This window comes from Thalassobacter sp. 16PALIMAR09 (genome assembly GCF_000765485.1).
GTDB classification, from domain to species: Bacteria; Pseudomonadota; Alphaproteobacteria; order Rhodobacterales; family Rhodobacteraceae; genus Thalassobacter; species Thalassobacter stenotrophicus.
Genome location: NZ_JHAK01000003.1, coordinates 49,833 through 76,103, shown reverse-complemented (window position 1 = coordinate 76,103; position 26,271 = coordinate 49,833). Strand labels below are relative to the sequence as shown.

The 26,271-nt window shown below is 55.7% G+C and carries 22 protein-coding genes; 17 read left to right on the top strand and 5 right to left on the bottom strand.

Annotation, left to right across the window (positions count from 1 at the left end; genetic code table 11):
- Positions 1 to 12 precede the first annotated feature (12 nt).
- The 4 genes from PM04_RS07750 to PM04_RS07735 all read left to right on the top strand — a co-directional run bounded on the left by PM04_RS07750 (position 13) and on the right by PM04_RS07735 (position 2,969).
- The gene (locus PM04_RS07750; protein ID WP_038005487.1) at positions 13 to 1,425 is read left to right on the top strand and encodes an ATP-binding protein; all 1,413 of its coding nucleotides are present in this window, start codon (positions 13 to 15) and stop codon (positions 1,423 to 1,425) included.
- Positions 1,426 to 1,502: 77 nt separating this feature from the next.
- The gene (locus PM04_RS07745; protein ID WP_038005485.1) at positions 1,503 to 1,877 is read left to right on the top strand and encodes a flagellar protein FliS; all 375 of its coding nucleotides are present in this window, start codon (positions 1,503 to 1,505) and stop codon (positions 1,875 to 1,877) included.
- Positions 1,855 to 2,178: a hypothetical protein gene (locus PM04_RS07740; protein ID WP_152600845.1), complete on the top strand. Its 324-nt coding sequence runs from the start codon at positions 1,855 to 1,857 to the stop codon at positions 2,176 to 2,178. The genes PM04_RS07745 and PM04_RS07740 overlap by 23 nt, the downstream gene beginning before the upstream one ends.
- A 308-nt stretch (positions 2,179 to 2,486) precedes the next feature.
- The gene (locus PM04_RS07735) at positions 2,487 to 2,969 is read left to right on the top strand and encodes a hypothetical protein (RefSeq protein WP_234702849.1); all 483 of its coding nucleotides are present in this window, start codon (positions 2,487 to 2,489) and stop codon (positions 2,967 to 2,969) included.
- 490 nt (positions 2,970 to 3,459) lie between these two features.
- Here PM04_RS07735 and PM04_RS07725 read toward each other — a convergent pair whose 3' ends face one another.
- Both PM04_RS07725 and PM04_RS07720 read right to left on the bottom strand, forming a co-directional pair.
- A complete protein-coding gene (locus PM04_RS07725) occupies positions 3,460 to 5,955 on the bottom strand; it encodes an ATP-binding protein (protein ID WP_038009573.1) in 2,496 nt (831 codons plus the stop codon).
- Between the two features lie 8 nt (positions 5,956 to 5,963).
- Positions 5,964 to 6,446 carry a molybdopterin-dependent oxidoreductase gene (locus tag PM04_RS07720; protein WP_038005473.1) on the bottom strand — a complete coding sequence of 161 codons (483 nt, stop codon included), beginning with the start codon at positions 6,444 to 6,446 and terminating at the stop codon, positions 5,964 to 5,966.
- A 262-nt stretch (positions 6,447 to 6,708) separates the two neighbouring features.
- On the opposite strand from PM04_RS07720, the gene PM04_RS07715 reads away from it, so the two are divergent.
- On the top strand, positions 6,709 to 7,368 hold the full coding sequence (locus PM04_RS07715) for a response regulator transcription factor (RefSeq protein WP_234702850.1): 660 nt from the start codon (positions 6,709 to 6,711) through the stop codon (positions 7,366 to 7,368).
- Positions 7,369 to 7,406: 38 nt separating this feature from the next.
- On the opposite strand, the gene fliD is transcribed toward PM04_RS07715, so the two are convergent.
- The 3 genes from fliD to PM04_RS07700 form a co-directional block, all read right to left on the bottom strand.
- Positions 7,407 to 9,056: a flagellar filament capping protein FliD gene (gene fliD, locus PM04_RS07710; RefSeq protein WP_038005470.1), complete on the bottom strand. Its 1,650-nt coding sequence runs from the start codon at positions 9,054 to 9,056 to the stop codon at positions 7,407 to 7,409.
- A gap of 72 nt (positions 9,057 to 9,128) precedes the next feature.
- A complete protein-coding gene (locus PM04_RS07705; protein WP_038005468.1) occupies positions 9,129 to 9,473 on the bottom strand; it encodes a hypothetical protein in 345 nt (114 codons plus the stop codon).
- 18 nt (positions 9,474 to 9,491) lie between these two features.
- Positions 9,492 to 10,148, bottom strand: coding sequence for a hypothetical protein (locus PM04_RS07700; protein WP_152594015.1), 657 nt, complete (start codon positions 10,146 to 10,148; stop codon positions 9,492 to 9,494).
- A 75-nt stretch (positions 10,149 to 10,223) separates the two neighbouring features.
- Between PM04_RS07700 and flgB the strand changes: the two genes are divergently transcribed.
- The 12 genes from flgB to PM04_RS07640 all read left to right on the top strand — a co-directional run bounded on the left by flgB (position 10,224) and on the right by PM04_RS07640 (position 26,257).
- Positions 10,224 to 10,610, top strand: coding sequence for a flagellar basal body rod protein FlgB (flgB, locus tag PM04_RS07695; RefSeq protein ID WP_038005464.1), 387 nt, complete (start codon positions 10,224 to 10,226; stop codon positions 10,608 to 10,610).
- Positions 10,610 to 11,029 carry a flagellar basal body rod protein FlgC gene (flgC, locus tag PM04_RS07690; protein WP_038005462.1) on the top strand — a complete coding sequence of 140 codons (420 nt, stop codon included), beginning with the start codon at positions 10,610 to 10,612 and terminating at the stop codon, positions 11,027 to 11,029. The genes flgB and flgC overlap by 1 nt, the downstream gene beginning before the upstream one ends.
- A gap of 11 nt (positions 11,030 to 11,040) precedes the next feature.
- A complete protein-coding gene (locus tag PM04_RS07685; RefSeq protein ID WP_038005459.1) occupies positions 11,041 to 11,727 on the top strand; it encodes a flagellar hook assembly protein FlgD in 687 nt (228 codons plus the stop codon).
- A gap of 39 nt (positions 11,728 to 11,766) precedes the next feature.
- Positions 11,767 to 15,987 carry a flagellar hook-basal body complex protein gene (locus tag PM04_RS07680; protein WP_038005457.1) on the top strand — a complete coding sequence of 1,407 codons (4,221 nt, stop codon included), beginning with the start codon at positions 11,767 to 11,769 and terminating at the stop codon, positions 15,985 to 15,987.
- 49 nt (positions 15,988 to 16,036) lie between these two features.
- Positions 16,037 to 16,801, top strand: a complete 765-nt coding sequence (locus PM04_RS07675) for a flagellar hook-basal body complex protein (RefSeq protein WP_038005455.1) — start codon at positions 16,037 to 16,039, stop codon at positions 16,799 to 16,801.
- Between the two features lie 80 nt (positions 16,802 to 16,881).
- On the top strand, positions 16,882 to 17,670 hold the full coding sequence (gene flgG, locus PM04_RS07670; RefSeq protein WP_038005453.1) for a flagellar basal-body rod protein FlgG: 789 nt from the start codon (positions 16,882 to 16,884) through the stop codon (positions 17,668 to 17,670).
- Positions 17,671 to 17,678: 8 nt separating this feature from the next.
- On the top strand, positions 17,679 to 18,329 hold the full coding sequence (locus PM04_RS07665) for a flagellar basal body L-ring protein FlgH (protein ID WP_052068363.1): 651 nt from the start codon (positions 17,679 to 17,681) through the stop codon (positions 18,327 to 18,329).
- 13 nt (positions 18,330 to 18,342) lie between these two features.
- Entirely contained in the window at positions 18,343 to 19,473 is a 1,131-nt protein-coding gene (locus PM04_RS07660; RefSeq protein ID WP_081946009.1) for a flagellar basal body P-ring protein FlgI, read from the top strand.
- 22 nt (positions 19,474 to 19,495) lie between these two features.
- Positions 19,496 to 19,819 (top strand): rod-binding protein, encoded by a 324-nt coding sequence (locus PM04_RS07655; protein WP_038005451.1) that lies wholly within the window; start codon positions 19,496 to 19,498, stop codon positions 19,817 to 19,819.
- A 2-nt stretch (positions 19,820 to 19,821) separates the two neighbouring features.
- A complete protein-coding gene (flgK, locus tag PM04_RS07650) occupies positions 19,822 to 24,111 on the top strand; it encodes a flagellar hook-associated protein FlgK (protein ID WP_038005449.1) in 4,290 nt (1,429 codons plus the stop codon).
- A gap of 8 nt (positions 24,112 to 24,119) precedes the next feature.
- Positions 24,120 to 25,382, top strand: a complete 1,263-nt coding sequence (flgL, locus tag PM04_RS07645; protein ID WP_038005447.1) for a flagellar hook-associated protein FlgL — start codon at positions 24,120 to 24,122, stop codon at positions 25,380 to 25,382.
- A 71-nt stretch (positions 25,383 to 25,453) separates the two neighbouring features.
- On the top strand, positions 25,454 to 26,257 hold the full coding sequence (locus tag PM04_RS07640; RefSeq protein ID WP_038005445.1) for a flagellar hook-basal body protein: 804 nt from the start codon (positions 25,454 to 25,456) through the stop codon (positions 26,255 to 26,257).
- Positions 26,258 to 26,271: the final 14 nt, after the last annotated feature.

Here is a 26,271-nt window from a genome sequence, read left to right as displayed (position 1 = left end):
GGCCCGAAACAAATGACCGAACACGTCTTCAGAGCAGCAGACTCAGACACCGCGATGGAAAAAGCCATCCGCGAGTTGGGTGATGACGCCATGATCTTGTCGGTCAAACGCGTGGGCGACACGACCGAGGTGCGCGCGATGAAAGACACCGCCGCCCCGCGTCGCATTCGAAAGCAAACCACCGTCGTAAAGAGCGCTGGGGCGCAACAAATCGATCTAGCGACTGCCATGCGCCAAGCGCGCTCCCGCCGGGAGGAGCCGATTGAGCCAGCGCCTATTAATATTTTCCTTGATGAAAGCGACGACGCGCCAGATCAGCTTGGGGGTGACACCCCAGCCGAAGCTGAATTCAGAGCGGCTGAACCTGTGGTACCTGCGCCTCGCCAGCCCAGGCCAGCAGTTGTCGTGAAACCGACGCCTGAAGCCGCCGCACAGGTTCAGCCCAAGGTTTTACCGCCGTCACGCGTCGCGCCCAAATCGATCAAGCCCGTGCTCGCGACAAAGCCCGCGCCCGTGATTACAGCACCCCCCAGCACGGATAAAAAGCCGCTGGTTCTTAAGCCCTTTAACCCCAACGCAAATGTTCCGGACAGCGAGATAGAGGCAGAGACCGACAAAAACACCAAGCCGGTGCTACGTCCCTACGTGCCGCGATCACAGGGCGGTGTTAGGGTAAATCCGCCGATCCAGACGGTAGAAAACCATGTTTTGGCACAAAATGGGTTTCCCGCTGATATTGTCACAGCTTGCATAGACCCATCGGACCCAGGCGATCTGACCGGACAGCTGCGGCGTGCTTCGGACTTGTTGGCAGAGCGTCTCGCGGTGGCGTCGAGCGCGCCTTCGCCCCTGGAAAGCGACATTGTGTTTGTCTTTGGTCCACCAGGCTCTGGCAAAACAACCACGGCCGCCAAGATCGCGTTCCACAGGATTCAAACCAGCCAAAGCCGCCCATCTATGTTGTCGCTTAGCAAAAGTGGGCTGTTCACTGATGATAGGCTACGCCGCCACGCCAGCTTTCTGAATACGCCCTACGCTGACACGCTTTCAGGGGCAGAATTGCCCCTGATTGTTGATTGCGACCACACAGATCCCATACAAATCCGGCAGGCATTGGCCGCGGTGCAAGACAATTTCCCCAGCACTCGCGTTCAAGCGATTATGACCATTCCGGGCGCATGGTCTGCTAACGCTATCAACAAGTTTACACGCGATATGGCGCTGCCCGACCTCGGGGCCATCATCACCCACATGCAAATTGGCGGGGTCAGCATTCGAGGCCTGAGTGCCCTCAGTGCGAACGGGGTGAGCGTTATATCGACGATGAATGACCCAGCCGTTTCGGACGGCGCATCACTCACGAATGCACCATCTCTTGCCGCGCTTATGCGTGAGGCTTTCAACAATCGCGAATCAGATGCCTAATGTCGGCTTTGCGCTCTAAAACCGAGTGTCCGCTGGTCGTTACCTATTGTGATTGAGCAAAAAATTGAGGCCACAAAATGACGATGCAAAGCCCAGCCGCTATCTACAAACGACAGCAGAGCAAGCCTGACTTCGATGTTGATAATAACCACCAACTCATTAAGGCGACGCTGGAATATTTAACAAAAAGCCTCGCCATTCTAGCTGCAACCCCCAAAGCCGAGCCGGAACTTTACAAGGTGCACACGACCCGCTCACTGACGGCGATCTATATCCTTCAAAGCAGTCTCGACTTTGATACCGGTGGCGCAGTCGCAACGAACTTGTTCCAACTTTACGAGTATTGCCGGCAACAAGTCCTTAAAGACATGCGCAAAGATGAAACCGCCAACCTAGAGCAAGCTCACTTTGCGATGCGCGAGATCCTTGATGCTTGGCAGCAGATTGCCTGAGGCATTAATGGAGGAGGCCGTTAATCAAACGCTACAGAAGCTTAAGGCCATCCAGATCGAAGTTAACGAGCTACTTAAAGCTGGCAGCTATGCTGAAGCCATAGTTGAGAGCAAGGCAATGTATCGCCTTGCGACATCCCTTCCGGCACATGGTAATCTAGCTCAATCTGAAAATCTTGCTGCCTTGGCCAAAACCCATCGAGAAATGTCAGATCAAGTCACCAGTGCTTTGCAACAATTCCAAACAGTCGGGCGCAAACGTCAAAAGGCAATATCAGGCTATCGAAGAAATGTACCGTAGCGAGAATCATGTTTCTGTAAACGTAAGCGAGAGCCGCGCGTAAATATCGACTAGGGATCACTCCACATGCCTGCTCGCTCTTTTGATAACGCCCGTCAGCGAAAGACACTCTGGGCACTTAGGTGCATATTTTGCAGTGTTACATAAACAGCGTTTCTTAGCGCTCGGTACGTGCGTCAACTCAAACAAAATAACGTACTTAGAGGAATCAGCCCTCAAGATACGAATTGAGACGCATATCGAGTGCAGCGCATATCAGAAATTCGACTCCGCGTCGCCATGGGTGCGGCTAGTTAGGCCTTGTAGGTATGTCCCACGCTCCTGATTGGATCCTCAATGCAGCCTGCGCAACAATCGCGCTGCGCTACGTTGAAGGTAATCTTCCAATCCAAGCCTATGCCAATAAAATGGCAAAGCCGTTCAGCGAAGTATACAGCGATTGCTCCCCAGAGAAACTGCATAGCGCGGCTGAGGCCATGTTGTTCTTCCTAGCGGAGATCGAAGAAGAAAACACGATCAATTACTGCAACGCTTTCATCTATAATTCCATAATGTTGGATCGTGCCGGAAAGCCGCGCAAAATGAAGGGTCTATTTTTTGACCCCCTTGCCCCGGTAAAACAGGGAACGAGTAGTAAAGCCGTGCTACTTGCATTTCGGGCGTTTGTTTTTCGTCTTCGCAACGATTCAACTCTGGCAGAACCCTTTGGGTGGTCACTCGCCAAAGTGCCAGAGCTTAAGTGGCTCAACAACGTTCTAAATGTAGAGGTTGGCTTTTCGGACGCAATTTAAGTCCGTTTTCACAGCACAAAGAGCCTGTTTCGCGAACACCTATCCAAGGGATGGTTCGACTGAATGTAGGCCTAATATATGAACCCCAAAATGAATCGCCTAGAGCAGACTAGGCGCAGGCTAACTGAGGAACCGCGTCCCTAGCATCATGGATTGAGGACAGGCACTCACCACGCACAAGCTGTCCGTTCACATCGATAGTCGCGCTATTAGACTGAGGTACGAAAGAAACGAGGCGACCGCGCGCTGTCTGGTAGGGTGTTACCATGACGGTGACAAATTCACCTTTGACAGTTTTAATTTGCATTTGATCACTCCAATGTTTCGCGCGATTTGTCGCGTCCAACCTATTACTATTATAGTCCATCCAAGCGGCCTCAACGCAGCACACCTTCGGACTCAACCCATCTCTTTGGATACAACCGGGCCTTCATAGTTAATTGGCATGTGCCCAAAGCACCCCAAAACCGCCGCATGATGCGGGCAAATGCTAGGCTGAAATCGTATTCCGAATTTGCTCAGCGCATGCATCAAGCGTCGCTTGATCTTTCGCTTTTGCCGCGCTTTCAGCTTGTGCAAGAAACTGGCTAAGCGAATTGAAGCCAACAACAGCGGTCGAGCCCACCGCGTAGTGAATTTTATCGACGCGCGCATCCCAGCTACTGGCCGGATCTGTCATGACTTGCAATGCATTCTTAGCGTCTGCAAGGCTTTGAGATTTCAGCTCGCGCGCGGTATCTGGATCTAGAAGATCGATAATGCTTTCTTCTTCATCCGCTTCGTCTGTCGCCTGTAAATGCTTACGTGTTGCAGCCAGCAATCTCTCTGACGTGAGCGACTTTGCGAGCATGGCATTCATACCCGAATCTGTCTGTTTGTCGTGGTCCGTTGGGATCAATGCTGTCACCCCCAAGATCACCGTTTCAGCAGAACGGCCACTAGACGCACGGATAATTCGGGTCGCGTCATGTCCGCTCATCCCGGGCATGTTTACGTCCATCAAAATAAGGTCGTAGGCCACTTTTTCTGCAGCATCTACTGCCTCAAAGCCCGACGTCACGCACTCAGGGCTAAGCCCCAATCGCGACACCATTTCGCGTAAAACGGTACGGTTAACCGCGTTATCATCCACGATGAGAACGTGCTTTTTGCCGGGCACTGCATTCTCAACAACTGTTTCTGCCTGCGGCATCGATGCGCCAGGCGTTTCTTCTTGTGCTGTGTCCATCTCAAGGTGGAGCGAAAAGCTAAATCGGCTGCCCTGACCAAGGGCGCTGCGCAGTTCGATCGTGGAGTTCATCTGCGCCAAAGAATGCTTCACAATGGCCAAACCAAGGCCCGTACCCTTTGCATTTTCATCGGCAAAAGACGTGGCAGTTTCAAACTGCTCAAAGATGCGAATTTGATCTTCGACAGCAATGCCCGAGCCTGTATCTTTCACCACAATATTAAGACGTCGCGCACCCGGCGTGTCCCCCTGCATAGCGATTAGCTCAATTAAAATCGCTCCGTTTTTCGTGAATTTAATCGCATTGCCAATCAGGTTGTACATGACCCGCGAAAACGAGTCCGGCAGACCAATGAAACGTGCCTCAGCCCCATCACCGGAAAACGAAAATTCGATTGACGTACCGTTGGCGGTGGCAAGCGGCGTCAAAGACTCGCGGATATCTCGGATAACCCGGCAGGGGCGGAAGGGATGCTCTCGCTCCTCCATCTGGGTCGTGCGGGTGTGATCCAAAATACCGTTAACTTGTTCCAACGCCCGGGTGCTACATTCACGGGCTGTTTTAAATAGCTGCTGGTCAGCATCGCTCAAGGACGATGTCTGGATCATATCCATCGAAGCAATCAGGCCATGAAGCGGCGTCCGCATTTCGTGGCTCATGGTGGCAAGAAAACGACTTTTGGCATGAGAAGCTTCCTTGGCCTCATCCCGAGAAGCCTTCAATTTCTCCTCAGCCTCCAACTTTTCAGAGATATCGAGCAGGTAGATGATATAAATATCATTGCCTTCGACATCTTTTTGCCATGAGCCTGATAACTCAACAGGAAAGGCGCGATATTCAGCAGTTCGGGCCTTCAACCGGATGGGATTTGTATCTTTAGCGTCTCGATAGGCAAAAAATTTCGGCAAGCTATCGCGATCGATAAAGGCGTGGATGAAATCCACCCCAATCAACTCTTTTCGATCGCTACCGAAATGGGTTTCCGCTGCATGGTTGCACTGGACAATCATGCCATTGGTGTCGAGGAAAATGACAGCCGATAAGGCCGTTTCAATTGCATTATTGACGTTGGTCGCTGCCATTTCGATCCTGCGATTGCGATTTTCAAGATCGCGCCACAAACGGATAGCGAGTATGCAGGACAGCAATACAAAGCCAAGTATAGTGAAGAGCTTCACATAAAAGCGCTGGAAAATTTGATGCTCAACGACACGAGCATTGGACGCCACTTCCCCTAACGACTGAATTCCGGCTGTCGTCAGACGACGAACATCCGCACCCAAGGCCTTGGTCGCCTGCACCAAAGCATCAATGTCAGCGGAAGTCGGGATCTCTATTGCATCAATTAAATCGGCAACGTCGTCTCGATACGTCTCAACCCGCTGCATTTGTCCGCTAATCTCATCAGGTTGGCCGACGCGCTTAAACGTGGCACTGATAACGGAAACTCGACTGTAGAATATATCGAATGAACGCCGAATATTCTCCATTTCAGCTGATGTGATTTCCGTACCAGCGTCCGATGTCTCGACCAACGGCTCGAGTAAGGCGAGGTGAAAGCCCCGATAGTCGACATCGAGTTGCGAGATATTCCAACCCAAGTTATCTGAGTCAGCAAAAGCCAGAGCATCGAGTTCAATTTTCATCGAACGCGCAGCTATAAAGAGGATAGCAAATGCCGCGAGAAGAAACGTCAGGAGCAGCAATGCCACCCCTTGACGCATGAATGTCCGCCGCATGCGAAGTTTAAAACTCATTTCAGTCCTTAATTTTCGGCGTCTCGCTCAATAGAGACAAGCTGCCAAATACTTTGCGCGTAAATTACCTCAGACTGATACTTAGCATCAACATCGTATGGGTAGACAAGCCAATAAGGACCTTTTTCGCGCCGACTGATAGGCTCACCGTTCATCAAGGTAGCGACAATCGGAGCATTGTCCTCAATCTCATCGACAGACACTTGGATCGCATAGTCATTAATTGCAGTCAGCGTCAGCTGCCCGTCTGAGATTCCCGCCTGATCCATCAAGGACCGCAGCGAAGGACCAGAGAACGAGATCGTCCCGTCCGTCCAAATCGTCGACGTCTCAAAAGACACCTGCGGCAACGCATTCAGCGTAGCGGCGTCCATTTCCAAGACTTTTTCGCCATTGGTAACTGTCAGAACCGCATCGGCCGACGCTGCTGTCGTGACGGCAGCAGCAAACAAAGGCGCGAGGAAAAGGGAGGCAAATCGGAAGTGCTTCATGGAATAACCATTCGTTTGAAATGTTTGATATCCAAACCAATAGATACTTTTTGCAGCAATTTTACAGTATCTAACGATAAATTAACTGATCATAGGATATTTCTGACCAGATGGACTGTCACAATGGCGGGATGTCACTATTGTAACGCTAAAGTAGCGGCGAAATATTGACGCCATTAGGCAGTATGATGTGTGGGACGTCGCGTACCCTTCAAGGAATTTGAAGGTATCGCGGTCTGTCCGAATATGAACAGTGAACGGGATGACGATGTTGCAAGAACGAGCTTCGGAACCGAACGATACAGGCTCAACGTTGAAGTTGGCCATCGCAGATGATCACAAGCTGCTCGCGGACGCCGTCGCCTCGATGCTGCGCAGCGAGGGCACTTTTGACGTCAGTTCTTGCTATGACCTCGACGGCCTCCTGAAGTTATTGGGCCAAGACAACTACGATGTTGTGCTGTTGGACCTGCGCATGCCCGGTATGACCGGGCTTGATAGCGTGGGCCAGATTGTCAAAGCCGCTCGTGACGGGAACGTTGTGCTATTCACCGGGCAGATTGACCGCCATGTTTTGGATAAGGCTCTTGCCCTTGGTGTGCGCGGCCTGATTGCTAAGACGATGCCACTGCGGTCGCTTGGCAGCATCATTGAACTGATCAACTCCGGCCAAATCTTCGTACCCGTCGGAACCGACTTTCCGGGGTCTTCGACCACAGACGCCGACAACCACGGGCTGAACGACAAAGAGATCTACGTCCTGCGCCTTGCTGCCGACGGTATGACCAACAAGGAAATCGCCCGCGCAATGGGCGCGACCGAAGTGACCGTGAAAATGCACATGCGCGCGATTTGTAAAAAACTCGGTGCCCGCAACCGCGCCCATGCCGCAATCATCAGTCGTGAACGGTCATTGCTCTAGTCCCATCACGAAGCAGGCAAGTCGATTGAACGCTGGCCCTATCGGTCGGCGTTCCAAGCCTCCATCAACGATTCCATATATTCACCAGTCTTATTGAGGCTTGCGATTGCCGCCTCCATGCGGCCAAATTGAACATTATACCGCTCCGTCAACGCGGCAGCCTTGTCCTCAATCTCTGCCAGTTGATCTTCAAAATCTTCTAAGTCCTGTGCCAACTCGGTTTCTCGCCGCGCAAGCATGCCCCCGGCACCCACCAATTGGTCGCTATATTCGGCCATCATGTCCGCAAGGCTGATGCCATAGCGGACCGTGGTCGACATCGCGGCAGCACTTTCAAGTGTGATGCGCATCCCATAGGTGTCACCTTCGCTCGAACTTAGAACCGGCCGACCCTGCGCATCTGAACTTACATTCATCGATGCACCATCTAGTGTAGCGGTCGCGGGGGATGTCGACGGATCATACTCCAACGCGTAGTTGCCCGGCTTTGGCGGCGCGAACGACAACCCTGTGATGGTCAATCCAGATTGATCCGATCCGAACTGCGTCGCAAAAAGTGCCTGTGCAATATCTGGGTTCTCTTCCATCACCCGCTCGAACCGATCCTCGTCCAGACTTAAGGTGCCGTCCCGTTCCGTCATAATCCCCAGTTCAGCAAGATACACGGGCTCGGCCCCAAAGCCGGGAATCGGCTGCGTCGTGATCCCGCGAATTTTACCAAGCACCGACTGGGCAGCGATATCCCCCGCGAGCGGCCCGGCCTCTGCCCCGTTTAGGCCACGCTGCGTGGCTGTGTTGAGATAAGATTTCAACGCATTCACCTCACCGAGAAAGGAGGTGATCCGTTCGCGGACCGAACCACTGCTTTCACTTGAGGTCAGCGTCGCGGTTCCGAGCGAGTTAACCGTCACACGGTGCCCGACAAACAGATCGTCCACGACGTTCGAACCGCGGGTGACGGCCACACCGTCCACCGTAAAGTTGGCGTCCGTTGCGGCACTCATCGTCGTCGATACCCCCAATGGGTTTTCATCTGCATCGCTCGTACCTTGACTGCCATCTGCGGTCAGCCCGAGGGCGGCTTCAATGGCAGTGATGGATGTGGCGTCCAATCCATTTTGGGTTCCATCTTGCGATTTGACGATCAACGCCATGCCGCCGCCCGTATCGATCAAGGACACGGTCAGCCCCTCAATCTCGTTCAATTCGCGCGCCAATCCATTCAACGTCGCATTATCGCTTGGAACCGAGACAGAGGCCCGATCATCCCAACCGGGCGCAGACACCGAAAACGATCCCGGCTCAATTGCAGAACTGCTGTTAGTACCTTGTGCGAAACGGAATGTTGTGACCTGCGGGGACGCCAATGTCATGACCTCAACAACCGCGGACACATCTGCCGCAATCGCCTCTTGGGTGACTTCGATGGACACCGCGCTTGTCGTAGACGAGGCAGAACGCGACGCGGTCTCTGCGGCACGGGTCATTCCCGCCTTGAACAAACCGATTTGTGAGGACAGCTGCCCCATTGCAGAAATCGAGGTATTTGCATCCTCAACTCGGCGCTCCGTTAGGACCCGCTCACCGCTGGTTTCTGCTTCAACAAGGCTAGAAGCAAGGCTTTGCAGTTGCAGCCCACTGCCATTTTGACTGAGCGCAGACAGAATGTCGGGTTTGATTTCAGCCATAACGCACCTTTTTCACTACAAATATTAACGTCCAGAACCATTCAAAGTTTAGTCGCTGACCGCACTTCCTTGCTACATTTGAAACTGCGCGCGCTTGCACGCATAGCTGCGCAGCACACCGTTTCTGGTCACCGTGACACCGCCGGTTTTGCGATTAATAACCAATCGGTCGCGGCCCCATTCCACGATCAAACGATCCCCTCCGTATTGAGAAATCGTTGCACGTGTCGGCTCGGCCCCATCTATAACGCCGCCTTCACCAATCGCGATATCTTGGAATGTCAGCTTGTTGAACGGCGCCTGCGTCGCTGAACAATCATAGGATTCCTGCTCAAACCGGGTCAGGCTTGCGCAGTCTCGCAACGAACCTGCGAGCAGGACACTCGCGAATGAAAAAGCAACAAGTGTGGTGTGCATCCAGATACCTTTCTGCGCCTAGTCCGCCGGTTGCGCATCATCGATTTCGGGAGGAGCACCGAGGGGATTGTCCTCCGCCTCACTGCCCTGATCCTCCGGCGTCTGCTCTGCGCCGTCTTCCTCAACAGAGGGCATAAGGACGCTGATCCCCTTGGAAACCAACTCTTCAGCCTTAGCGGCAGCGACGGCAAACACCGCACCTTCGGGTAGGGTAATGCCTTCGTGCTCATAGCTTTGCAGCAACTTGATCTGTGCCAATTGTTCGCCTTGGGCGATAGGTTGATCTTGCTCTTCACCTGGATCTTCGGGCGGAGCAGACGCCTCAATCACTTCCGGCTCGGGCTCTGATTCCGGCGGCGGTGGAGGCGGCTCTGGCTTGGCTTTCTGCTCCTCTAACATCGCGCCCAATGTCAGACCTTCATCCAACGAACGGCCCGATTGGCAAGCAATCGTCCGCGCCCGCAATACCTGTATCCGTGTCGTCAAAATCGCAAGCCGCGTCGCAGGATCCGTGGTCTCGGCCAGCAACCCCGACAAAACCCCCGCAGCCTTTAGCGCTGGCGTATCCGCAAGGAACGCATGAACCCGCTCGCACAATGCATCCGCCTGACGCGCAAGCGTTTTTGGGCTGGGTTGGGGCCGCGCTTGATAGGGCGCCAATGTTTTTTTCGACATTTTCATCTCCGCCGGAGGTTTGGCACTCATCTTGCAAATCTCGGACCAGAAAAGGATGCCCGTGGTCGAAAAATCATGAATGCACTTAAAGAACATATCTCTTTCCAGGCGTCTGCCTTGGCGTTGCGTGACAAGCGCAACACGATGCTGGCGTCAAACATCGCGAATGCCGCCACACCTGGCTACAAGGCGCGTGATCTGGATTTTGATCGGGAAATTGCACGCGAAATGGGTCAAAGCCCCGTGCGCAAAACCGATACGCGTCACGTCGATAACTTGGTCGGGGTTGGCGCTGATATGGTCCAATATCGTGAGCCCCTGAACCCATCGCTTGATGGCAACACGGTTGAGATCTCAGTCGAGCAGATGGAGTTTTCCGAAAACTCTCTGCGCTACATGACCACGCTCACGTTTCTCAACAGACGCATTTCCGGTCTCATGACCGCGATTAAGGGGGAATGATGGCGGAGCTTAAGAACGTTTTCGACATCGCGGGACGGTCTATGGCCGCTCAGATGGTGCGACTGAATACGGTCGCGTCCAACATCGCGAATGCCGACGCCCGCGCGGGATCGGCCGAGGGCGCATATCGCCCCCTTCGCCCCGTATTTCAGACCGTTTTCCAAGATGGCATGCGCAACGCACAGCGCGCCTCGGTTGAGGTTCGCGATGTTGTCGCCCTGAACCGAGACCCTCAGCGCGTGCACGAACCCGGACACCCGTTGGCCGACGAAGAAGGCTTTGTCTACGTCGCCCCGGTCGATGTGAACGAAGAGCTGGTCGATATGCTGGAGGCCAGCCGCCAGTACCAAAATAACCTCGAAGTGGTCACGACGCTTCGCACGCTGATGGTGCGCACCGTGAACATGGGCAAGCCGTAGGAGATTAAGCGATGGACGTGAACAACAACAGCCTAAGCGCGCAAAACGCACTGCTTTCCAAGCTGGGGATCAGCACGACCGAAGCGAAAAATGCCGAGCCCAAGGATGAACTGGGTCAGGCGGATTTCCTTAAGTTGATGACGGCGCAGCTCCAGAACCAAGACCCCTTCGCCCCCATGGATAACGGTGATTTCATCGCCCAGATGGCGCAGTTTTCGTCCGTGGCTGGGATCAGCGACATGAACCAAACCATGACCAGTATCTCGGAACAAATGGATCAGTTTCGCGTGGCTTCATCCGTGAATATGCTGGGCCACTCTGTGCTGGTGCCGGGTAATATTGCGCGCGCTGACGACAACGGAGAAATCCATGGCGTCATCGACCTAGAGCGGACCTCGCTCGCGACGCAGATCAATTTCGCGGACGCCGAAACCGGCGAAATGCTGCACTCAATTGATCTGGGCAGTCAGGCAAGCGGCATGTCCGGTTTTGCGTGGAAAGACCTGCCAGAGGCCTATCGCAACGGCGCGCGCAGTGTGCGGATGGATGTTTCGATCAACTATGGTGACGGGCCTGAAAGCCTGACGCCGAATGTCTTTGCTGACGTCATTGGCGCCTCCGCTACCGGCGCTGGCACCCTCGAAGTCGAGGATTACGGCAACCTCAGCACCGCTGATATCATGCGCTTCCGTCTGTAACGACTGCGCCGATTTAAAAAATAGTTTTGGGAGAGAAACATGTCTTTCTATACCGCTTTGACCGGCCTGAATGGCGCACAATCCGATATTTCCGCGACCTCCAACAACATTGCGAACGTTGGCACCACGGGCTTCAAACGCTCACGGGCGGAATTCGGTGACATCTTTGCCACCTCGCCCCTGCAAAACAGCACATCGTCGATCGGCTCTGGTGCGATCCTCAAGGGGGTGAAGCAACAGTTCACCCAAGGGAACATCGCATCGTCGCTCAACGCGCTGGACATGGCGATCTCGGGGCAAGGGTTCTTTGCCCTCAAGCCAAGCCTGACCTCGACCCAAGTCGTCTACACCCGCAACGGCTCATTCAACGTGGACAATAACCGCAACGTGGTGGACAGCTCAGGCCAGTTCCTACTGACCTATCCAGTGAACGAAGACGGCTCTGTCACCGCCAAAGACATCGACAGCGCCGTGCCCTTACGGCTGCCAGTCACCTCAGGTGATCCACAGGCGACGACGATGGTTGATCTGGCCGTCAACCTGCCCGCCAACGCTGAAGTCGTCACCACAAAAGACAAGTTCGCAGACGGCTATACGTTTGACCCCAACGACTCCGAGAGCTTTACCAACTCGACCTCATTCACAATCTTTGATGATCTCGGCAACCCGACCATCGCGACCGTGTACTTCATCAAGACGCAAGGCTCCTCGACCGAAGACCCCACCAACAAGTATGAAACACGACTGGTCATCAATGACGAAGTCGTTGCCCCCGACCTTGTGCCCGCGGTGAATGACAAGGGCAGCCAAATCTATATCGACCAATTCGGCAACCAAACAACGTCGGTGCCTGATCCCAGCTACTTTGACACCGGGCGCAGCGCCCCGCTGTATAAGCTGGACGAATTGCGCACCCGCGTCCCGTCCCAACCTGCGGCTTTATCCGGTGAAACCAGCGGCTTTGATTTTGGTGACGAAGGCACCCGTGAGATCGAAATCGTCACCAACCCCATGCTATTTGGCGCCACCCATGAGGCTGATCCTGCCAATCAGGGCGTCTATTGGGGCAACGATTTCCTGCTTGTTAACATCGACGATGGCACCCGCCCCGTTAGTGTCGACATCCGTGCCGGCAGCTATAACGCCGAAGAACTTGCCGCCGAAGTTGAGCGTGCGATCAACGAAGCCTACGACGATGAGAAAAAGGTCGAGATCCGCAAGGGCGCGGAGGACCAGATCAACATTCAGATGTTCACCGCTACTGACGAAGGCGACGCGATTGTTCCGAGCAGCGTGTCTATCGACCTGTTGGAGCCGAGCTTTGTGTCGACCCAAGCCGGAATTGACGTTGCCAACCTGACCGCGCCCAACTTTGAGTTGGACACATTCCTGGCCCACGCGCAGGCGCGGATCAATGATGCCCTGAACAGCGAGTTGGGTGAGAACACGCCAGCGGTTCCAAACATCAAGGACAACCAGTTTGCAAAGATCACCACAACGACCAAACTGACCAATCCACCGGAACTGCCGCAGTCGTTTGAATTTGAATACACGACGCGGGACTTGGGTGTGACAGGCCTGACCAATACGTCCGAGCTGTGGGAATTTGACTACTCCGAAGGGAAGTTCACCGCGACTGCCGTGGCTGATGCGACGCAGACTGGTGATAAGACCCTGACCTTCGCCATTGATGACCGCGATGTGGTCGTGACGATCCCCGCGAACGGCTTGAACTCATCGGCCGACGTTCTTGCCTTGATCGAGGCTGAGGTGAACAAGCTGATCTCGGTGCAGCCCGGATCAGCGGACATGACGTTTAACAGTGATGGGTCACTTGTTGTGGCCCGCGCAGACACCACCCAAGCCCAAACGCTAACGCTGGATGCATTTGGCGTGTCCCTGTCGGTCGAAGCTGACGCGGATGAGACAGACGCGGACGTTGCCGCCAAGATCAAAACGGCGTTGCAAGACGCAGGTATTTTGGGTCTTTCTGTGACAACGGACCGTAACGACGCCACCACGCTAAAAATTTCCGGCCCCAAAACGGTGCACAGTGAAATCAGCGGCACGAACCTGTCGTTCGCCGTCAGCGAGCAACGCTACCTTGCGTACAGCAACCTCGATAATCGGCCATCCGTCAGCACATTCGGGCGCCAAAACAGCGTTGCTGAGGACAACACTGTTCCCACAATCGAATATGACGCCGAAGCGGATCGACTCTCAATTACGATGGACTCTGTCGCGGGCTTTAGCGCGGGCGATACAATCATGTTGCTCGGCGCTGATCCTGAGGCCGCTGATCTGAACGGTCGCACGTACCGGATTACATCCGTAGTCGGTAACGTGTTGCAGGTCGCCACCGGCGATCTTGGTCTGCCGGATGAAAACATCTCTGTGAATGTCGATGCGAACACACCCTTTATCGTGCTGTCGGACCCCGCAAAGGACGTAGAAGCTTTCTTTGAAGGCGAGGACCTCACGGTTGATGGCTCGCCGCTCAGCTTTAACAACCAGCGGATCGTTCTGCGCGAAACCGATGCCGCCCGCCACGCCTATACGGACGTTAATGTCGACGGCTCCGGCAAGAGCGTGTTTGGCACATTCTCCGCACAGCTGACCGGCACCGATAACCCCGGCACAGCGGATTTTGGGCTTAGCAACTCGGCCATCGAAATGGAGTGGGTGGATGAGCGTAATCCCCCCGTCAAAGTGCAGTATGATGCTGCAACCCAAAGCATTGTGTTCAAAGTGGACCACACCGCGCTTGGACCCGGTGGCGCGATCAGCGATGTCTCTGCCCTACAGATTTCGTCTGGTTATGCCGATAGCATCAATGGCGTCGGCCTTGCAGGCACCACCAACGCAAGCAAAGTCAGCATCACCGCCGCAACCAATGTCATCGGTGAGCCGTTTGTGTTTGACGGCGGCGTTGTGGGCAGCGGCCCGGATCGGTTTGGCGCCAAAGTCCGCTACGACCGTGACACCGGTGCCTTTACCTTTGAAAGCGGCACGACCGGCAAAGAAGTTCGGGCCAACAAGGCCATGGGCGTTGAGACAGACCAACAGGCATCCAACATTCAGGTCGGACGGTATGAAATCGACTCCGCGACCGGTCTTGCGATTGTGGGTGATAACACCGTCGATATCACCTCACGCGTGCTGGCGGACGGCAACAGCCACGTCATGGGTGTCGGGTTTGGTCGCAACGTCAGCTTCCGTGAAGGTACAGGTCTTAAGTCCGAGCCTGCGATGGCCGTTGGTGGCCCCGCCAAAGACCCACTAAACAGCCAGCCGATCTTCCTGAATGCCGCAAACCGCGAGACGACATTCAACGTGTCGGTCAACGGGGTGAACGCAATCATCGAAATCCCCGGCGGCAACTACATTGGGACAACACTCGCCGAACTGCTGGAACAGCGGATCAACCAAATGCGGGACCCCGAAACCGGCCAAACCATCGGCGGTGTGACTGTCAAATACCAACCGACCGAGAACAACTTTGTGTTCACCACCGGCACGACAGGCGACACTTCGACCATTCGGGTCAAGGGTCCGGTCAAGCTGGGCCTAGATGACGTGCCACTGGGCGTGGGCAGCGTCCCGACGATTGCCAATCTGGTGCAGGCCACCAACGAAAATGGCATCCCGTTGTTCGTCAATGAACGTGGAGAGATCGTCGATTCCGAACCCGATAACTTGGTCGAAGACTACTATCCGCTTTACCTTGATGAGGGTGAGCTGACGTTCGACAAGACCGGTAAATTGATCAGCCCACAGGGCCTGACGCGCTACGAGTCCCAAAGCGATACGTTCTCAATCTCGCTGGACATTGACTACAGCGCGTCCTCCCAGCTCGCGACGCCGTTTGCCGTGAATAACCTTGAGCAAAACGGTTTCACCTCCGGCCGCTTGGACGGGTTGAGCATCGATGCCACGGGCCTTTTGCGCGCCAACTATACGAACGGTCAAAACAAGCCCTTGGGCAAATTGGTGCTGGCAAACTTCAACAACCAAAACGGCCTGAAGCAGGTGGGGAACGCAACGTTCGTTGAAACCGCATCCTCTGGTGAGCCATTGATTGGTGAGGCCGGGACCGAGGGATTTGGCTCCATCCAGTCCGGCGCGTTGGAACGTTCAAACGTGGATATCACCGAAGAATTGGTGAACCTGATCACAGCGCAGCGAAACTTCCAGGCGTCCTCCAAGGCAATTGAGACCTCTACGCAGCTAACGCAGACGATCATCAACATCCGGACGTAAATCATAGGGCTCGCGCACAGCGCGGGCCTTATTTCAGGAAAGAGCAGTCATGGACCGTAATATCCACATCGCGCTGAACAACATGCGCAATGTCTCGACTGAACTAAGCGTAAATGCCCAGAACATGGCGAACTTGAACGTTCCGGGCTACCGGGCTGACCTGTCCGTCACGCGTGAGGCAAAGTTTCTGGAAGCCTTTGATCAGTTCCGGTCGCGGGTCTTCAGCCAGCAAAGCGACGGCGCGCTGTTTTCCTCAGAACAAGGTGGCCTGCAAAGCACCGGTGAGACGATGGATGTCGCGATCCGTGGTGATGGGTATTTCTATATCTCACCCACCGCAGGCGGTGATGCTGCCCTTTCGCGGCGCGGTGATTTTGGGTTGGATGCGGACCGTTTCGTGATCGATGGCGCAGGCAATCGCCTACTGGACACCGAGTTAGAGCCTATCCAACTGCCCGATGCCCGCCGCATTGTGATTGAGGAAACCGGCCAAATTCAGCTAGAGCTGCAGGGCCTACCCGAGGGCACATTTGTCCCCGGCCCGATCATTGCGACCACAGTTGCGGAAGACACGCAGCTGATCAAATCCGTGGATGGGCACATCCGCGCCGCGGCCCCCGGCGGCTTGCCAGAACCTGATCAGCGCGCGCGCTTGTCCCAAGGTTTTTTGGAAAACAGCAACGTCAACACCATCACTGCGCTGGTGGAAAACATTGAAAATCAGAGACAATTTGAAATGAGCGTCAAGTTCATTTCGGTGGCCCAAGAACTTGACGAAGGCACCAGCCAATTGATGCGCCTGCCCAACGGTTGATGGATTAGTTTCGCCGCTCCGGTTCAGTTTGGCACATCAGTTGCAAACCTAGACTGAACAAATAAACAACGGAGTGGCAAATGTCGTCCAACGCCATGCACGTCGCAAAGACGGGCCTGAACGCGCAGCAAACGCGGATGCAGGTCATTGCCAACAACCTTTCAAACCTGAACACCGTCGGTTTCAAAAGCGACCGCGTTAATTTTGAAAGCCTGCTCTATCAGGTCCATCGTTCTGGTGGGGATCAAACGTCAGAGGGCACGCAGCTGACCTCTGCGTTGGCGATCGGGACGGGTGTGCGCGCGGTTAACACGCAAAAGCTCTATTCGCAGGGCGGCATGGTGAACACCGACAACTCGTTTGACCTTGCGATTGACGGTCAGGGCTTCTTTCAGGTGCTGATGCCGGATGGCCGGGTCGGGTACACGCGGAACGGGTCTTTCTCACGCAGTGCAGAAGGGACGCTTACAACGGCCAGCGGCTATGTGGTGCAGCCCGAAATCCAGATCCCCGATGATGCGCTTGAGGTGAACATATCGCAGGACGGCATCGTCTCGGTCCGTTCACCGGGTCAGAACACGCCACAGGAAATCGGCCAGCTGACACTTGCAGTTTTTGCCAATCCACGCGGATTGCAGCCCGTGGGCGAGAGCTTCCTCGTTGAGACCGCTGCAAGTGGCCTGCCCACTGTCGCCACACCTCAGGCACAGGGCATCGGCAAGCTGATGCAGGGTTCGCTTGAATCTTCGAACGTGAACGTCGTCCAGCAACTGGTCGAGATGATCGAAACCCAGCGCGCCTATGAGGTCAGTTCCAAGGCAATCTCATCATCGGATGAGATGATGCGCTACATCTCGAATAACCTCTGAGGTCTGTAATGCGCACTTTGTCCAAACTTGCTATCGTGACCTGCCTTTGCGCCGTCGCCGGGTGTTCCACCTATGTGGAAGATCAGGCCTCGCGGGCGTATTACCCCGTTATGCCCGAGCCGACAGGTCGGACCAGCCCTGCAGATGGCGCTATTTATCACCCCGGTGCCACTGGCCTATTCGCGGTCGAACAGCGCGCCTCAAAGGTGGGTGATGTTGTGACCGTCGCGCTGGATGAATCGTTCCAAGCGACCAAGTCCCAATCCGCCTCGGCCGATAAATCCGAAAACATCTCAGCACAGCTGCCTGGTTTTCTAAAGCTCACTGATCCGTCTTTTGGGTCGCAACAAACCTTTGAGGGCACTGGCGCCGCTGAGCAGTCAAACTCCTTTACCGGGCTTGTGACAGTCAGCGTTGTTCGGGTTTTGGGCAACGGCAACCTAGAGGTTCTGGGCCAAAAGAAGCTGACGCTGAACAACGGTGACGAATATGTCCGCGTCAGCGGGATTGTGCGCAGGCGCGATATTAGCCCTGCAAACGTGGTTAATTCTAACCGGCTCGCCAACGCAGAGATAACCTACATCGGCGCCGGAGATGTTGCGGACACATCCAAACGCGGCCTCTTCTCCAAGGTCTTTAACGCCTTGAACCCGGTTTAGGGGCTGCACCGATATGCGCGCCCCCCCTTTTCTTCGGCTATGCCTTGCGCTCATCACAGCGCTTTGGGCCAGTGTGGCCAGTGCGGATCGGATCAAGGATCTGGCCAGCGTTGCAGGTGTGCGCAGCAACCAATTGGTCGGCTACGGGCTGGTCGTTGGCCTGTCGGGCACGGGCGACGGGGACTTGGGGATCACGCTTCAATCGCTGCAATCCATGGTCTCTCGCTTTGGAATGGTGGCAGAGCAAGATGCCCTAGACGGGGTGAATGCCGCCGCCGTTATTGTCACGGCTGACTTGCCCGCCTTCGTAAAACCGGGGCAGGAGTTGGATGTTACTGTCTCTACCCTTGGCTCTGCTGAGTCTTTGCGTGGCGGCACGCTGTTGATGACACCCTTGCTTGGCGTGGACGGCGAAACCTATGCGATTGCGCAGGGAAATCTCGTGGTTGGCGGCTTGGGTGTATCGGGTGAAGATGGCTCCTCCCTGACGGTGAACGTGCCGACCGTTGGACGGGTGCCACAGGGGGCGACCGTCGAAAGGATGGTCGAAAACCCATTCATCACGGGCGAATACCTTGTCCTTAACCTGCACCGTGCAGATTTTTCAACCGCTGCAAATGTGGCCGAGGCGATCAATGTCGTCTTTGGGGGCGAGACCGCAGTGCCGATTGATGCCTCATCCATCCGAGTGCTGGCCCCAACCGACCCGTCGCAAAAAGTCTCCTTCGCGAGCCTGATCGAACAGGTCGAGGTCCAGCCCGCAGCGCCGCCCGCGCAGGTGATCGTCAACTCACGCACAGGCACCGTTGTTATTGGCGGCAACGTCAGCGTGACACCCGCCGTAATCACCCACGGCAGCCTAACAGTCCGCATCCGCGAGGACGCGCAGGTCACCCCCACATCTGAGACGATCATTAACGACAACACCATTATCAACACGCCTGCCGCGCCCATCATCACCCCCGACACCGGGTTGATTGTGGACGAACCAGAGGCCCGCGCCTTTTTGTTCGATCCCGGCGTGAACCTGAGCGACGTGGTCGATGCCATCAACGCAATTGGCGCCACACCGTCCGATCTGGTCGCGATCCTAGAGGCCCTCAAGGTCGCGGGTGCCCTGCGTGCTCAGTTGATCATCATTTAACCGCACCCAGGAGGCGACCCACATGACAACCATCAGCGCCTCTGCCCTCAAGCTCGCCGTTGGGCCAGCCGCACAAGCCGACGCCCTACAAGCGCGCCAATCCAGCGGCCAACAGCAGCTGAGCGAGGTCGCAGAACAGTTTGAAGCTTTGTTCGTGAAATCCATCCTGTCGAGCGCGCGTTCCGCACAACTGGCCGATCCGTTGCTAAACAGCGGCGGGCTAAAGACGTTTAACTCTATGCTGGACCAAGAATACGCGACCGCGCTGTCCAAGCGCGAGTCCCTCGGAATTGCTGATGCACTTGTGCGGCAATTCGAGCATCGGGTTTCAAACGGGGACGACTGAACATGGCAAGCCTGCTGGATATCGGCCGTAGTGCAATCCATGCGCAACGAGAGGCGCTGAACGTCACCGGCCAGAACATCGCCAATGCAAACACCGAAGGGTACCGCCGCCGCGACGCAACGCTGAGCGAAGTTTCGGGCGTGCAAAGCGAACTGACCTCGCTGACGGCGCAGACCGGCATGGGCGTGCGTTTGGACGACGTGCGGCGCGCCTACGACTCGTTTTTGACCGACAGCAAACGCGCAGCGGCGGGCCGGTTCGAAAGTTCGGATGCATTTGTGACCAAGCTAGAGCGGCTAGAAAACAGCATTTTGCCCAATGATGGCGATCTGGGCGTCGCGATGACTGCGTTTTTTGAAACGCTTGGACAGGTCGCGGCACAGCCCGGCGATTTGGCGGCACGCGCCGTAGCAATCGACATGGGTCACACCGTCAGCAACGCGTTTAACACAACCGCATTGCTGCTGGGCGATCTGGCTGACGGCACCGCGAGTGAAATCGAGACGCGATTGGTCGGCGTGAACCAGAACCTTGATGCCCTTGCGACCCTGAACGGGCAATTGCGAGCGTCGAACCTTGGCGGCTCACCACCGAACGCCCTTTTGGATGAGCGTGACAGGCTGATCGACAATCTCTCAAAGATGGTTCCGCTGAGTGTCACGATAGGTGAGCGGTATGAGGCCGAACTGCGGTTGGGCACATCTGAGGCGGGTGCGTTGATCCTACGGGGTGAGGACAGCAAAACGTTAAGCGTCGTGCGGTCCGAGCAAGGCAGCATCATGTTCCGGATTGGGTCAGGACAGATCGTACCGCAACTTGAAAGCGGCGCTTTGCGGGGTTTGGTCGATGCACATGGCACGACCAACCGTGCACTGTCGGAACTGGACACGCTTGCGCGGTCCTTCACCGCAAAGATGAATACCCAGCATGCACAAGGCATTGATCTGGAAGGGCAGCTTGGCAAGGAATTGTTCACCGCCGCCAGTTTTACCCCGCAAGCCAGCCAAACCAACCAAGGCACCGCCGAGGCCGCTATTCGTTTGGTGCCTGGGCGTGCGGATCAGTTGCAGCAAATGTCGATGCAGTTCAACGCGCGCACCGATCAATGGACGCTAACCGATGACACCGGCAGCGTTCTGGCCACCGGCCGCTCCAAGATTGAAGCCAACGGCGCGGTCATTGACGTAACCGGCACCCCAAAAGACGGTGATAAAATCGTGTTTGAGCGCGCGGCAGGCGACGCCTCGCGGATCAGTTTTCTGTTGCGCCGACCAGAGGAGATCGCCGCGGCCTCGACAGTGGCGATTTACCCCGAGACATCAAATTTGGGCACGGCCAAGCTTGAGACATTTCGCGCTGCGGATGCGGGATCGGGTGTGCCTGCCCTAACGGATGTGTTAGCCAACAATCTATCCCCCGTAGCTGCCCAAGACTTTTTGCGCGGCGGCGTCGTGGGTAGCATTCCGCGTGGCACCACGGATATCAAACTCGCAAGCCTTGCGACGCAAACCACCGCAACCGTATCGGCCACAGAAGGCGCCGATATCGCTGCAATCACGCTGGTGTTGGACGGTGAGAGCTATAGCTTTGCCCTAGACCCCCAGACCGTCAGCGCGGACGGTTGGCAGTCCGGCACCGAAATCGCGGAATACCTGAACATGGGTGTGCTCGCGACGGCGGAGGGGCTAACGATCCGCGATCTTGGGTTAAGCGTGTCCGGGTTTGAAAGCGGGCTCTCGCTGGCCTCAGACGGGTCGCGGGTTTTGACAGCAATGACTGCTGTGTCCGCCGCAGGAAACACGCTGACCACCGATGTGCAGTTGGGACAAGCCGCATCCGAATTGCGGATATTTACCCGCGAAGGCCGCCAGATTTCCGGCCCGCCCCTAGCCCCGAACGAGGTTGAGCAGTTCATAACCACCGGCAACGGATTTAACGCTGAGGCTGAGTATCGTGCCGATTACAGCACACTCAGCAGTGGGATCGGCTACCGTGGGATGGAGATCACGCAAAGCCGCACCGGTGCCGAGCCAATGCAAAGCGGGCTGAGCACAGTGTCCACCAGCTTGGTCGGTTTGCGCGGCAGTAACGTAGGCCTGATCTCAACCGACAGCCGCGTGAATAATACAACAGACCAAACGCTCAGACTGCAAATGTCCGAAGGCTATATCCGGTCCCTGACAATTCCTGCAGCCGTGGATGCGGCCTATGTCGCGGAAATGGCCAACGCTCAATTCGCAGCCGTGGGTGTATCAGCCCAAGCGCAAACGGCGGTTCGACTGACGCTGGAAGAGCTCGGAAGTGGCGCGGTTGAATTTGACCTCACAGGACGCAATGGTGACCCGCTGAACATAAGTGCGCAAGTGAGCAGCGGCGATCTAAGTGCGCTGGCCGACGCGATCAACAACCGCGGCGATGAAACCGGCGTGCAGGCACAACTGTCTGCAACACCCGGCGCGCTCACGCTTATCCAAGCAGATGGTTTCGACATTGGGCTGAGCAATGCGTCCACCACGGATGTCGCCATTCAGGCCGCAGCTCTTGGGCAAGACTTCAAGCCGCTTCCCCTCGACGATAGTGAGCCACCCGAAACTGCAATCACACTAAGCGGTGATCTGCGGATCAGTGGCACGGTCCAATTCATCAGCAGTCAAGAATTCACGCTTAGCAGCGACCGCACGGGTGAGGTCGGGCATATTATGACCTCATCCACCGATCCGATGGTCGGCGGATTGGTTCAGCGGGAATTCAATGACGGTGGCACAGAAGCCGCATTGAAATATAACATCGATACAGTCCTCGACGGTGCGGGAACCAACGCCGACGGCACACGCACACATGCGCCATCTGCGCGGTTTGAGACCACATTAACCTTGGCCGATGGGACTGTCTTTGACGCCAATGTACCCGGTGGCGCGATACCTTCGGCCGAAGGGGTCGCACTGGCAACCGCAAGCCAAATGCGCGCGCAAGCGCCTGTGCCGATGTTGCTTGGCGCCCCAATGCCTGCCGAGAACTTTCCCGATGTGGGCACAAGCGCCAGCTTTATGTTGGGCGATGCCGAATACACTTTGACACGCATCGCACAGACAGACCCTGCGCGCGTCAGCCCCCTAGATTTTGAGGTAACCGGCCCCGAAGCGGACCGCATTGCGACAACGCTTGTTGGCGAGGACGGCGTCTATGCCCTTTCGCTATCTGTGGTGGGCGGGCATTTGTCCGGGCAAGGCTTAACGCCAGTCGCCAATTCAACCGCAGCCGCATTTGGCCTCAGCACGGTGCAATCAAGCGCATCCGTTCAGGGCCGCGCCATTTCAGCCGACCTGAGCGACGGCACCTATGCAATCGACCTAACGCTTGAAGGTGCCTCGCATAGCATCAATGTCACCGCTCTAAACGGTGACCTCGACATCAGCGTGCCGCTCAGCTTGCAAGGGCGGCTCAGAGTAGAGCTCGGGACAGACGCGACGGGTGCAACCACGCTATCGCTGCGTGCTGACCGGGCCGGTGTCGGCACAATCGCCATCACCCCAAGCGATGACGCCAAAGCCCTTGGCTTCAAAGTCGCACAGGCTGATTTACGTGTTGAAGACGGCGTTCTACATGCCCGCAGCACCGATGGTTCCGCGATGGATATCGTGGCCGGTGGTACGAGTGCTGCCAGTTCGTTCATCCATCTCGGCAACATTCCGGATGAAGAGTTGATTGTCATCATGGGCAGTGAAGGCGCGCGGCGTCTGGCCGGGCAGTTCGACGTTGGCCCGGTTTTGGCCGAAGCGGAACGCGCGCCGGAGCATTTCCGCGTTGAGATGATTGATGCCGCAACGGGCCGCGTTGAACTCTTTGATCGGGCGTCTGGCGCTTCCATCGCGACGCGCACCTCCAACGGTTTGGCGCGGTTCAATATTTCTGGACAAGACATTGAGCTGTCCGGGTTTGCCGACACTGGCGATGCCTTTAACCTTTCGACGGCCCAACGTTCTGCCGGGAATGCACAAAACATGGATGTGCTGGCATCATTTGGCCAACAACGTGCCGGTGAAACCAGTTTTCAGGACGAATTCCGCACGATTGCCGCCGGGGTCGGAGCAACACTAGAGGCTGCGCGCTTGACCCGCCTGTCCAACGACGCTGTCCATGAGGCCGCCGTCGCCGCCGAAAGCGAATTTAGCGGCGTTAACATGGACGAAGAAGCCGCCAAACTGATGTCACAACAGCAAGCCTATCAAGCCGCCGCGCGTATCCTGCAAACTGCGCGCGAAATGTTTGATACGCTCCTGCAAATCGCCTGAGGATCGCCATGACAGTCTCGACCAAGATGTTCGCGGATCAGATGTTGAACCGCTTTTCCCAGCTGAACGAAGAGATCCAGTTGCGCCAAACGCAGGTCTCAACGGGCAAGGAAATTACCCAATCCTCGGACAAGCCGATTGAAGCTGTGAAGTTATCCGCAATGGAAGAGCGGGTGACGCAATTGTCTGGCTTTCAGCGCAACGTCGCCACCGCGCAGGAGCGGCTAACCATGGCGGATACGACGCTGGAAAACGTCGACAACATTATGACCCAAATGCGCGAGCGGGTGATTGCCGCCAACAACGACACATTTTCCGAACCCGATTTGGATGCCATCCGTGTCGAAGTCAGCGAATTGCGCGACGCGTTGGTTGGACTTGCGAATACGCGCACACCTGATGGTCAGGCGTTGTTTGGCGGGTATAACACCGATCTGCAGCCCTTCCGTGAAGGAACAGACGGCCACGTTAACTATCTTGGTGATGGCGGACAGCATACGTTGGCGGCGTCAGAAAGCATGCGATTGCCCACCTCAGTGAACGGTGGCGAAGTGTTTATGCAAATCTCGACCGACGCAGGATCACAAAGCCTGTTCGATATTGTCGATAGCTTCATCGCCGCATTGTCCACCGCCGCAAGCCATGAGGACACTTTGGTCGCCACAGAGAGGGAGGGCATGTTTCTGCGCATCAACGCAGATCGCACCCCGCGCGACCTTTCGTTTGTTTTGTCCGGGCCGGAGGGAAGCGTCTCCATCACAGCCCCAGATGTCGTGGATGGATCACATTCGGGCGTCGCAGAGGCCATCAATGCGCGTACTTTTGAAACCGGCATCACGGCAAGCGTTAGCGAGGGCCTACTGAAGTTAACGTCCACCACTGGGGAAATCTCACTCTCAGATCTTGCGGTTGAAGGTGTTGATCTTGCGGCCAAAGAACCAGCATTCACCATCACAACCGGAGGGGACCCCGTAGTAACGATGGTCCCCAAGGCCCAGACACTGTCCGCCCAACTGTCCAAAATTGTGGACGCAGGCCAAGACATCGCCATATCCCGCACGACTGTCGGCGCCAGATTGCAACGCGCCGAAATCCAGGAGGAGGTTTTGGCGTCAAGGTCCGTGACGCTTGAATCCCAAGTCAACGAAATGTCCGCAGCAGATTTGGAAAAAGTCATAACTGAGCTGCAATCGCTCTTGATGACGCAAAACGCGGCCCGTCAGGCCTATTCCCAAATCGGACAAACGACATTGTTCGACTATTTGAAGTGAATAAGCGGCCAATCCACGTTTTGGCATGACATCTGCAATATCATCACGATCGAAATGAGAGGAATTTGCAGATGTTCGGGACAATCTTATCAGGCATGTCCACGTCGATGTTTGAAATCTCCGTTGTGTCCAACAACGTGGCAAACGCAGGCACGACCGCATTTCGCAAAAGCAACGCGAGCTTTGCAGACCTCTATAGCGGGGCTTCACCCGAAACAGTGACGCGAACCTCTACCGGCGTTGGTAGCCTTATTGAGCAAACCCGCCAAAGCGCAAAGCAAGGTAGCCTCATGGAGCGCGAGGGCGTTCTGAATATGGCGATTGCTGGCAACGGCATGTTCATTACAAACACGGCCAACCCCGATGGAACGCCTTCGGACACGCTGACCTTTACGCGCGACGGCGAATTTTCACTCGATCGAAATGGCATTTTGAGGTCATCCACGAACGACCTCGTTTTTGGATATGACGGGGTTGGCGGCACGAACCTTAGCCAGATGGTGGTACCCTTCCAAAACGAAGCCGGCGTGCAGCTAACGGCATTAGACATTGATCCCGATGGCAGAATGTTAGCCACCTACGGTCCCGACGATCCGGTGCTCATTGGGCAGCTGGCGATTGCTGTGTTTCCCAACTCCACGTCTATGCGTCAGCTTGGGATGAATAAATTTCAGGAAAGCCAAGACTCTGGTCAACTCGTTTTGGGTGTTTCAGGCCAAGAAGGATTTGGCAGCATCCAAACAGGCCTACTTGAAGCCTCCAACGTCGACCTAACGACTGAATTAACCAGTATGATCCGCGCGCAGCAACAATTCTCTGGCTCATCCCGTATTTTGCAAGCCTACACCGACATGATCGAAAAACTGACCCGCTAGGTTCGGCAGAATTT

Excerpts from the sequence above, each read along its gene's own strand:
- PM04_RS07750 (WP_038005487.1), top strand. The coding sequence starts at position 13 with ATGACCGAACACGTCTTCAGAGCAGCAGACTCAGACACCGCGATGGAA.
- PM04_RS07745 (WP_038005485.1), top strand. The coding sequence starts at position 1,503 with ATGACGATGCAAAGCCCAGCCGCTATCTACAAACGACAGCAGAGCAAG.
- PM04_RS07740 (WP_152600845.1), top strand. The coding sequence starts at position 1,855 with ATGCTTGGCAGCAGATTGCCTGAGGCATTAATGGAGGAGGCCGTTAAT.
- PM04_RS07735 (WP_234702849.1), top strand. The coding sequence starts at position 2,487 with ATGTCCCACGCTCCTGATTGGATCCTCAATGCAGCCTGCGCAACAATC.
- PM04_RS07725 (WP_038009573.1), bottom strand. The coding sequence starts at position 5,955 with ATGAGTTTTAAACTTCGCATGCGGCGGACATTCATGCGTCAAGGGGTG.
- PM04_RS07720 (WP_038005473.1), bottom strand. The coding sequence starts at position 6,446 with ATGAAGCACTTCCGATTTGCCTCCCTTTTCCTCGCGCCTTTGTTTGCT.
- PM04_RS07715 (WP_234702850.1), top strand. The coding sequence starts at position 6,709 with ATGACGATGTTGCAAGAACGAGCTTCGGAACCGAACGATACAGGCTCA.
- fliD (WP_038005470.1), bottom strand. The coding sequence starts at position 9,056 with ATGGCTGAAATCAAACCCGACATTCTGTCTGCGCTCAGTCAAAATGGC.
- PM04_RS07705 (WP_038005468.1), bottom strand. The coding sequence starts at position 9,473 with ATGCACACCACACTTGTTGCTTTTTCATTCGCGAGTGTCCTGCTCGCA.
- PM04_RS07700 (WP_152594015.1), bottom strand. The coding sequence starts at position 10,148 with ATGTCGAAAAAAACATTGGCGCCCTATCAAGCGCGGCCCCAACCCAGC.
- flgB (WP_038005464.1), top strand. The coding sequence starts at position 10,224 with ATGAATGCACTTAAAGAACATATCTCTTTCCAGGCGTCTGCCTTGGCG.
- flgC (WP_038005462.1), top strand. The coding sequence starts at position 10,610 with ATGGCGGAGCTTAAGAACGTTTTCGACATCGCGGGACGGTCTATGGCC.
- PM04_RS07685 (WP_038005459.1), top strand. The coding sequence starts at position 11,041 with ATGGACGTGAACAACAACAGCCTAAGCGCGCAAAACGCACTGCTTTCC.
- PM04_RS07680 (WP_038005457.1), top strand. The coding sequence starts at position 11,767 with ATGTCTTTCTATACCGCTTTGACCGGCCTGAATGGCGCACAATCCGAT.
- PM04_RS07675 (WP_038005455.1), top strand. The coding sequence starts at position 16,037 with ATGGACCGTAATATCCACATCGCGCTGAACAACATGCGCAATGTCTCG.
- flgG (WP_038005453.1), top strand. The coding sequence starts at position 16,882 with ATGTCGTCCAACGCCATGCACGTCGCAAAGACGGGCCTGAACGCGCAG.
- PM04_RS07665 (WP_052068363.1), top strand. The coding sequence starts at position 17,679 with ATGCGCACTTTGTCCAAACTTGCTATCGTGACCTGCCTTTGCGCCGTC.
- PM04_RS07660 (WP_081946009.1), top strand. The coding sequence starts at position 18,343 with ATGCGCGCCCCCCCTTTTCTTCGGCTATGCCTTGCGCTCATCACAGCG.
- PM04_RS07655 (WP_038005451.1), top strand. The coding sequence starts at position 19,496 with ATGACAACCATCAGCGCCTCTGCCCTCAAGCTCGCCGTTGGGCCAGCC.
- flgK (WP_038005449.1), top strand. The coding sequence starts at position 19,822 with ATGGCAAGCCTGCTGGATATCGGCCGTAGTGCAATCCATGCGCAACGA.
- flgL (WP_038005447.1), top strand. The coding sequence starts at position 24,120 with ATGACAGTCTCGACCAAGATGTTCGCGGATCAGATGTTGAACCGCTTT.
- PM04_RS07640 (WP_038005445.1), top strand. The coding sequence starts at position 25,454 with ATGTTCGGGACAATCTTATCAGGCATGTCCACGTCGATGTTTGAAATC.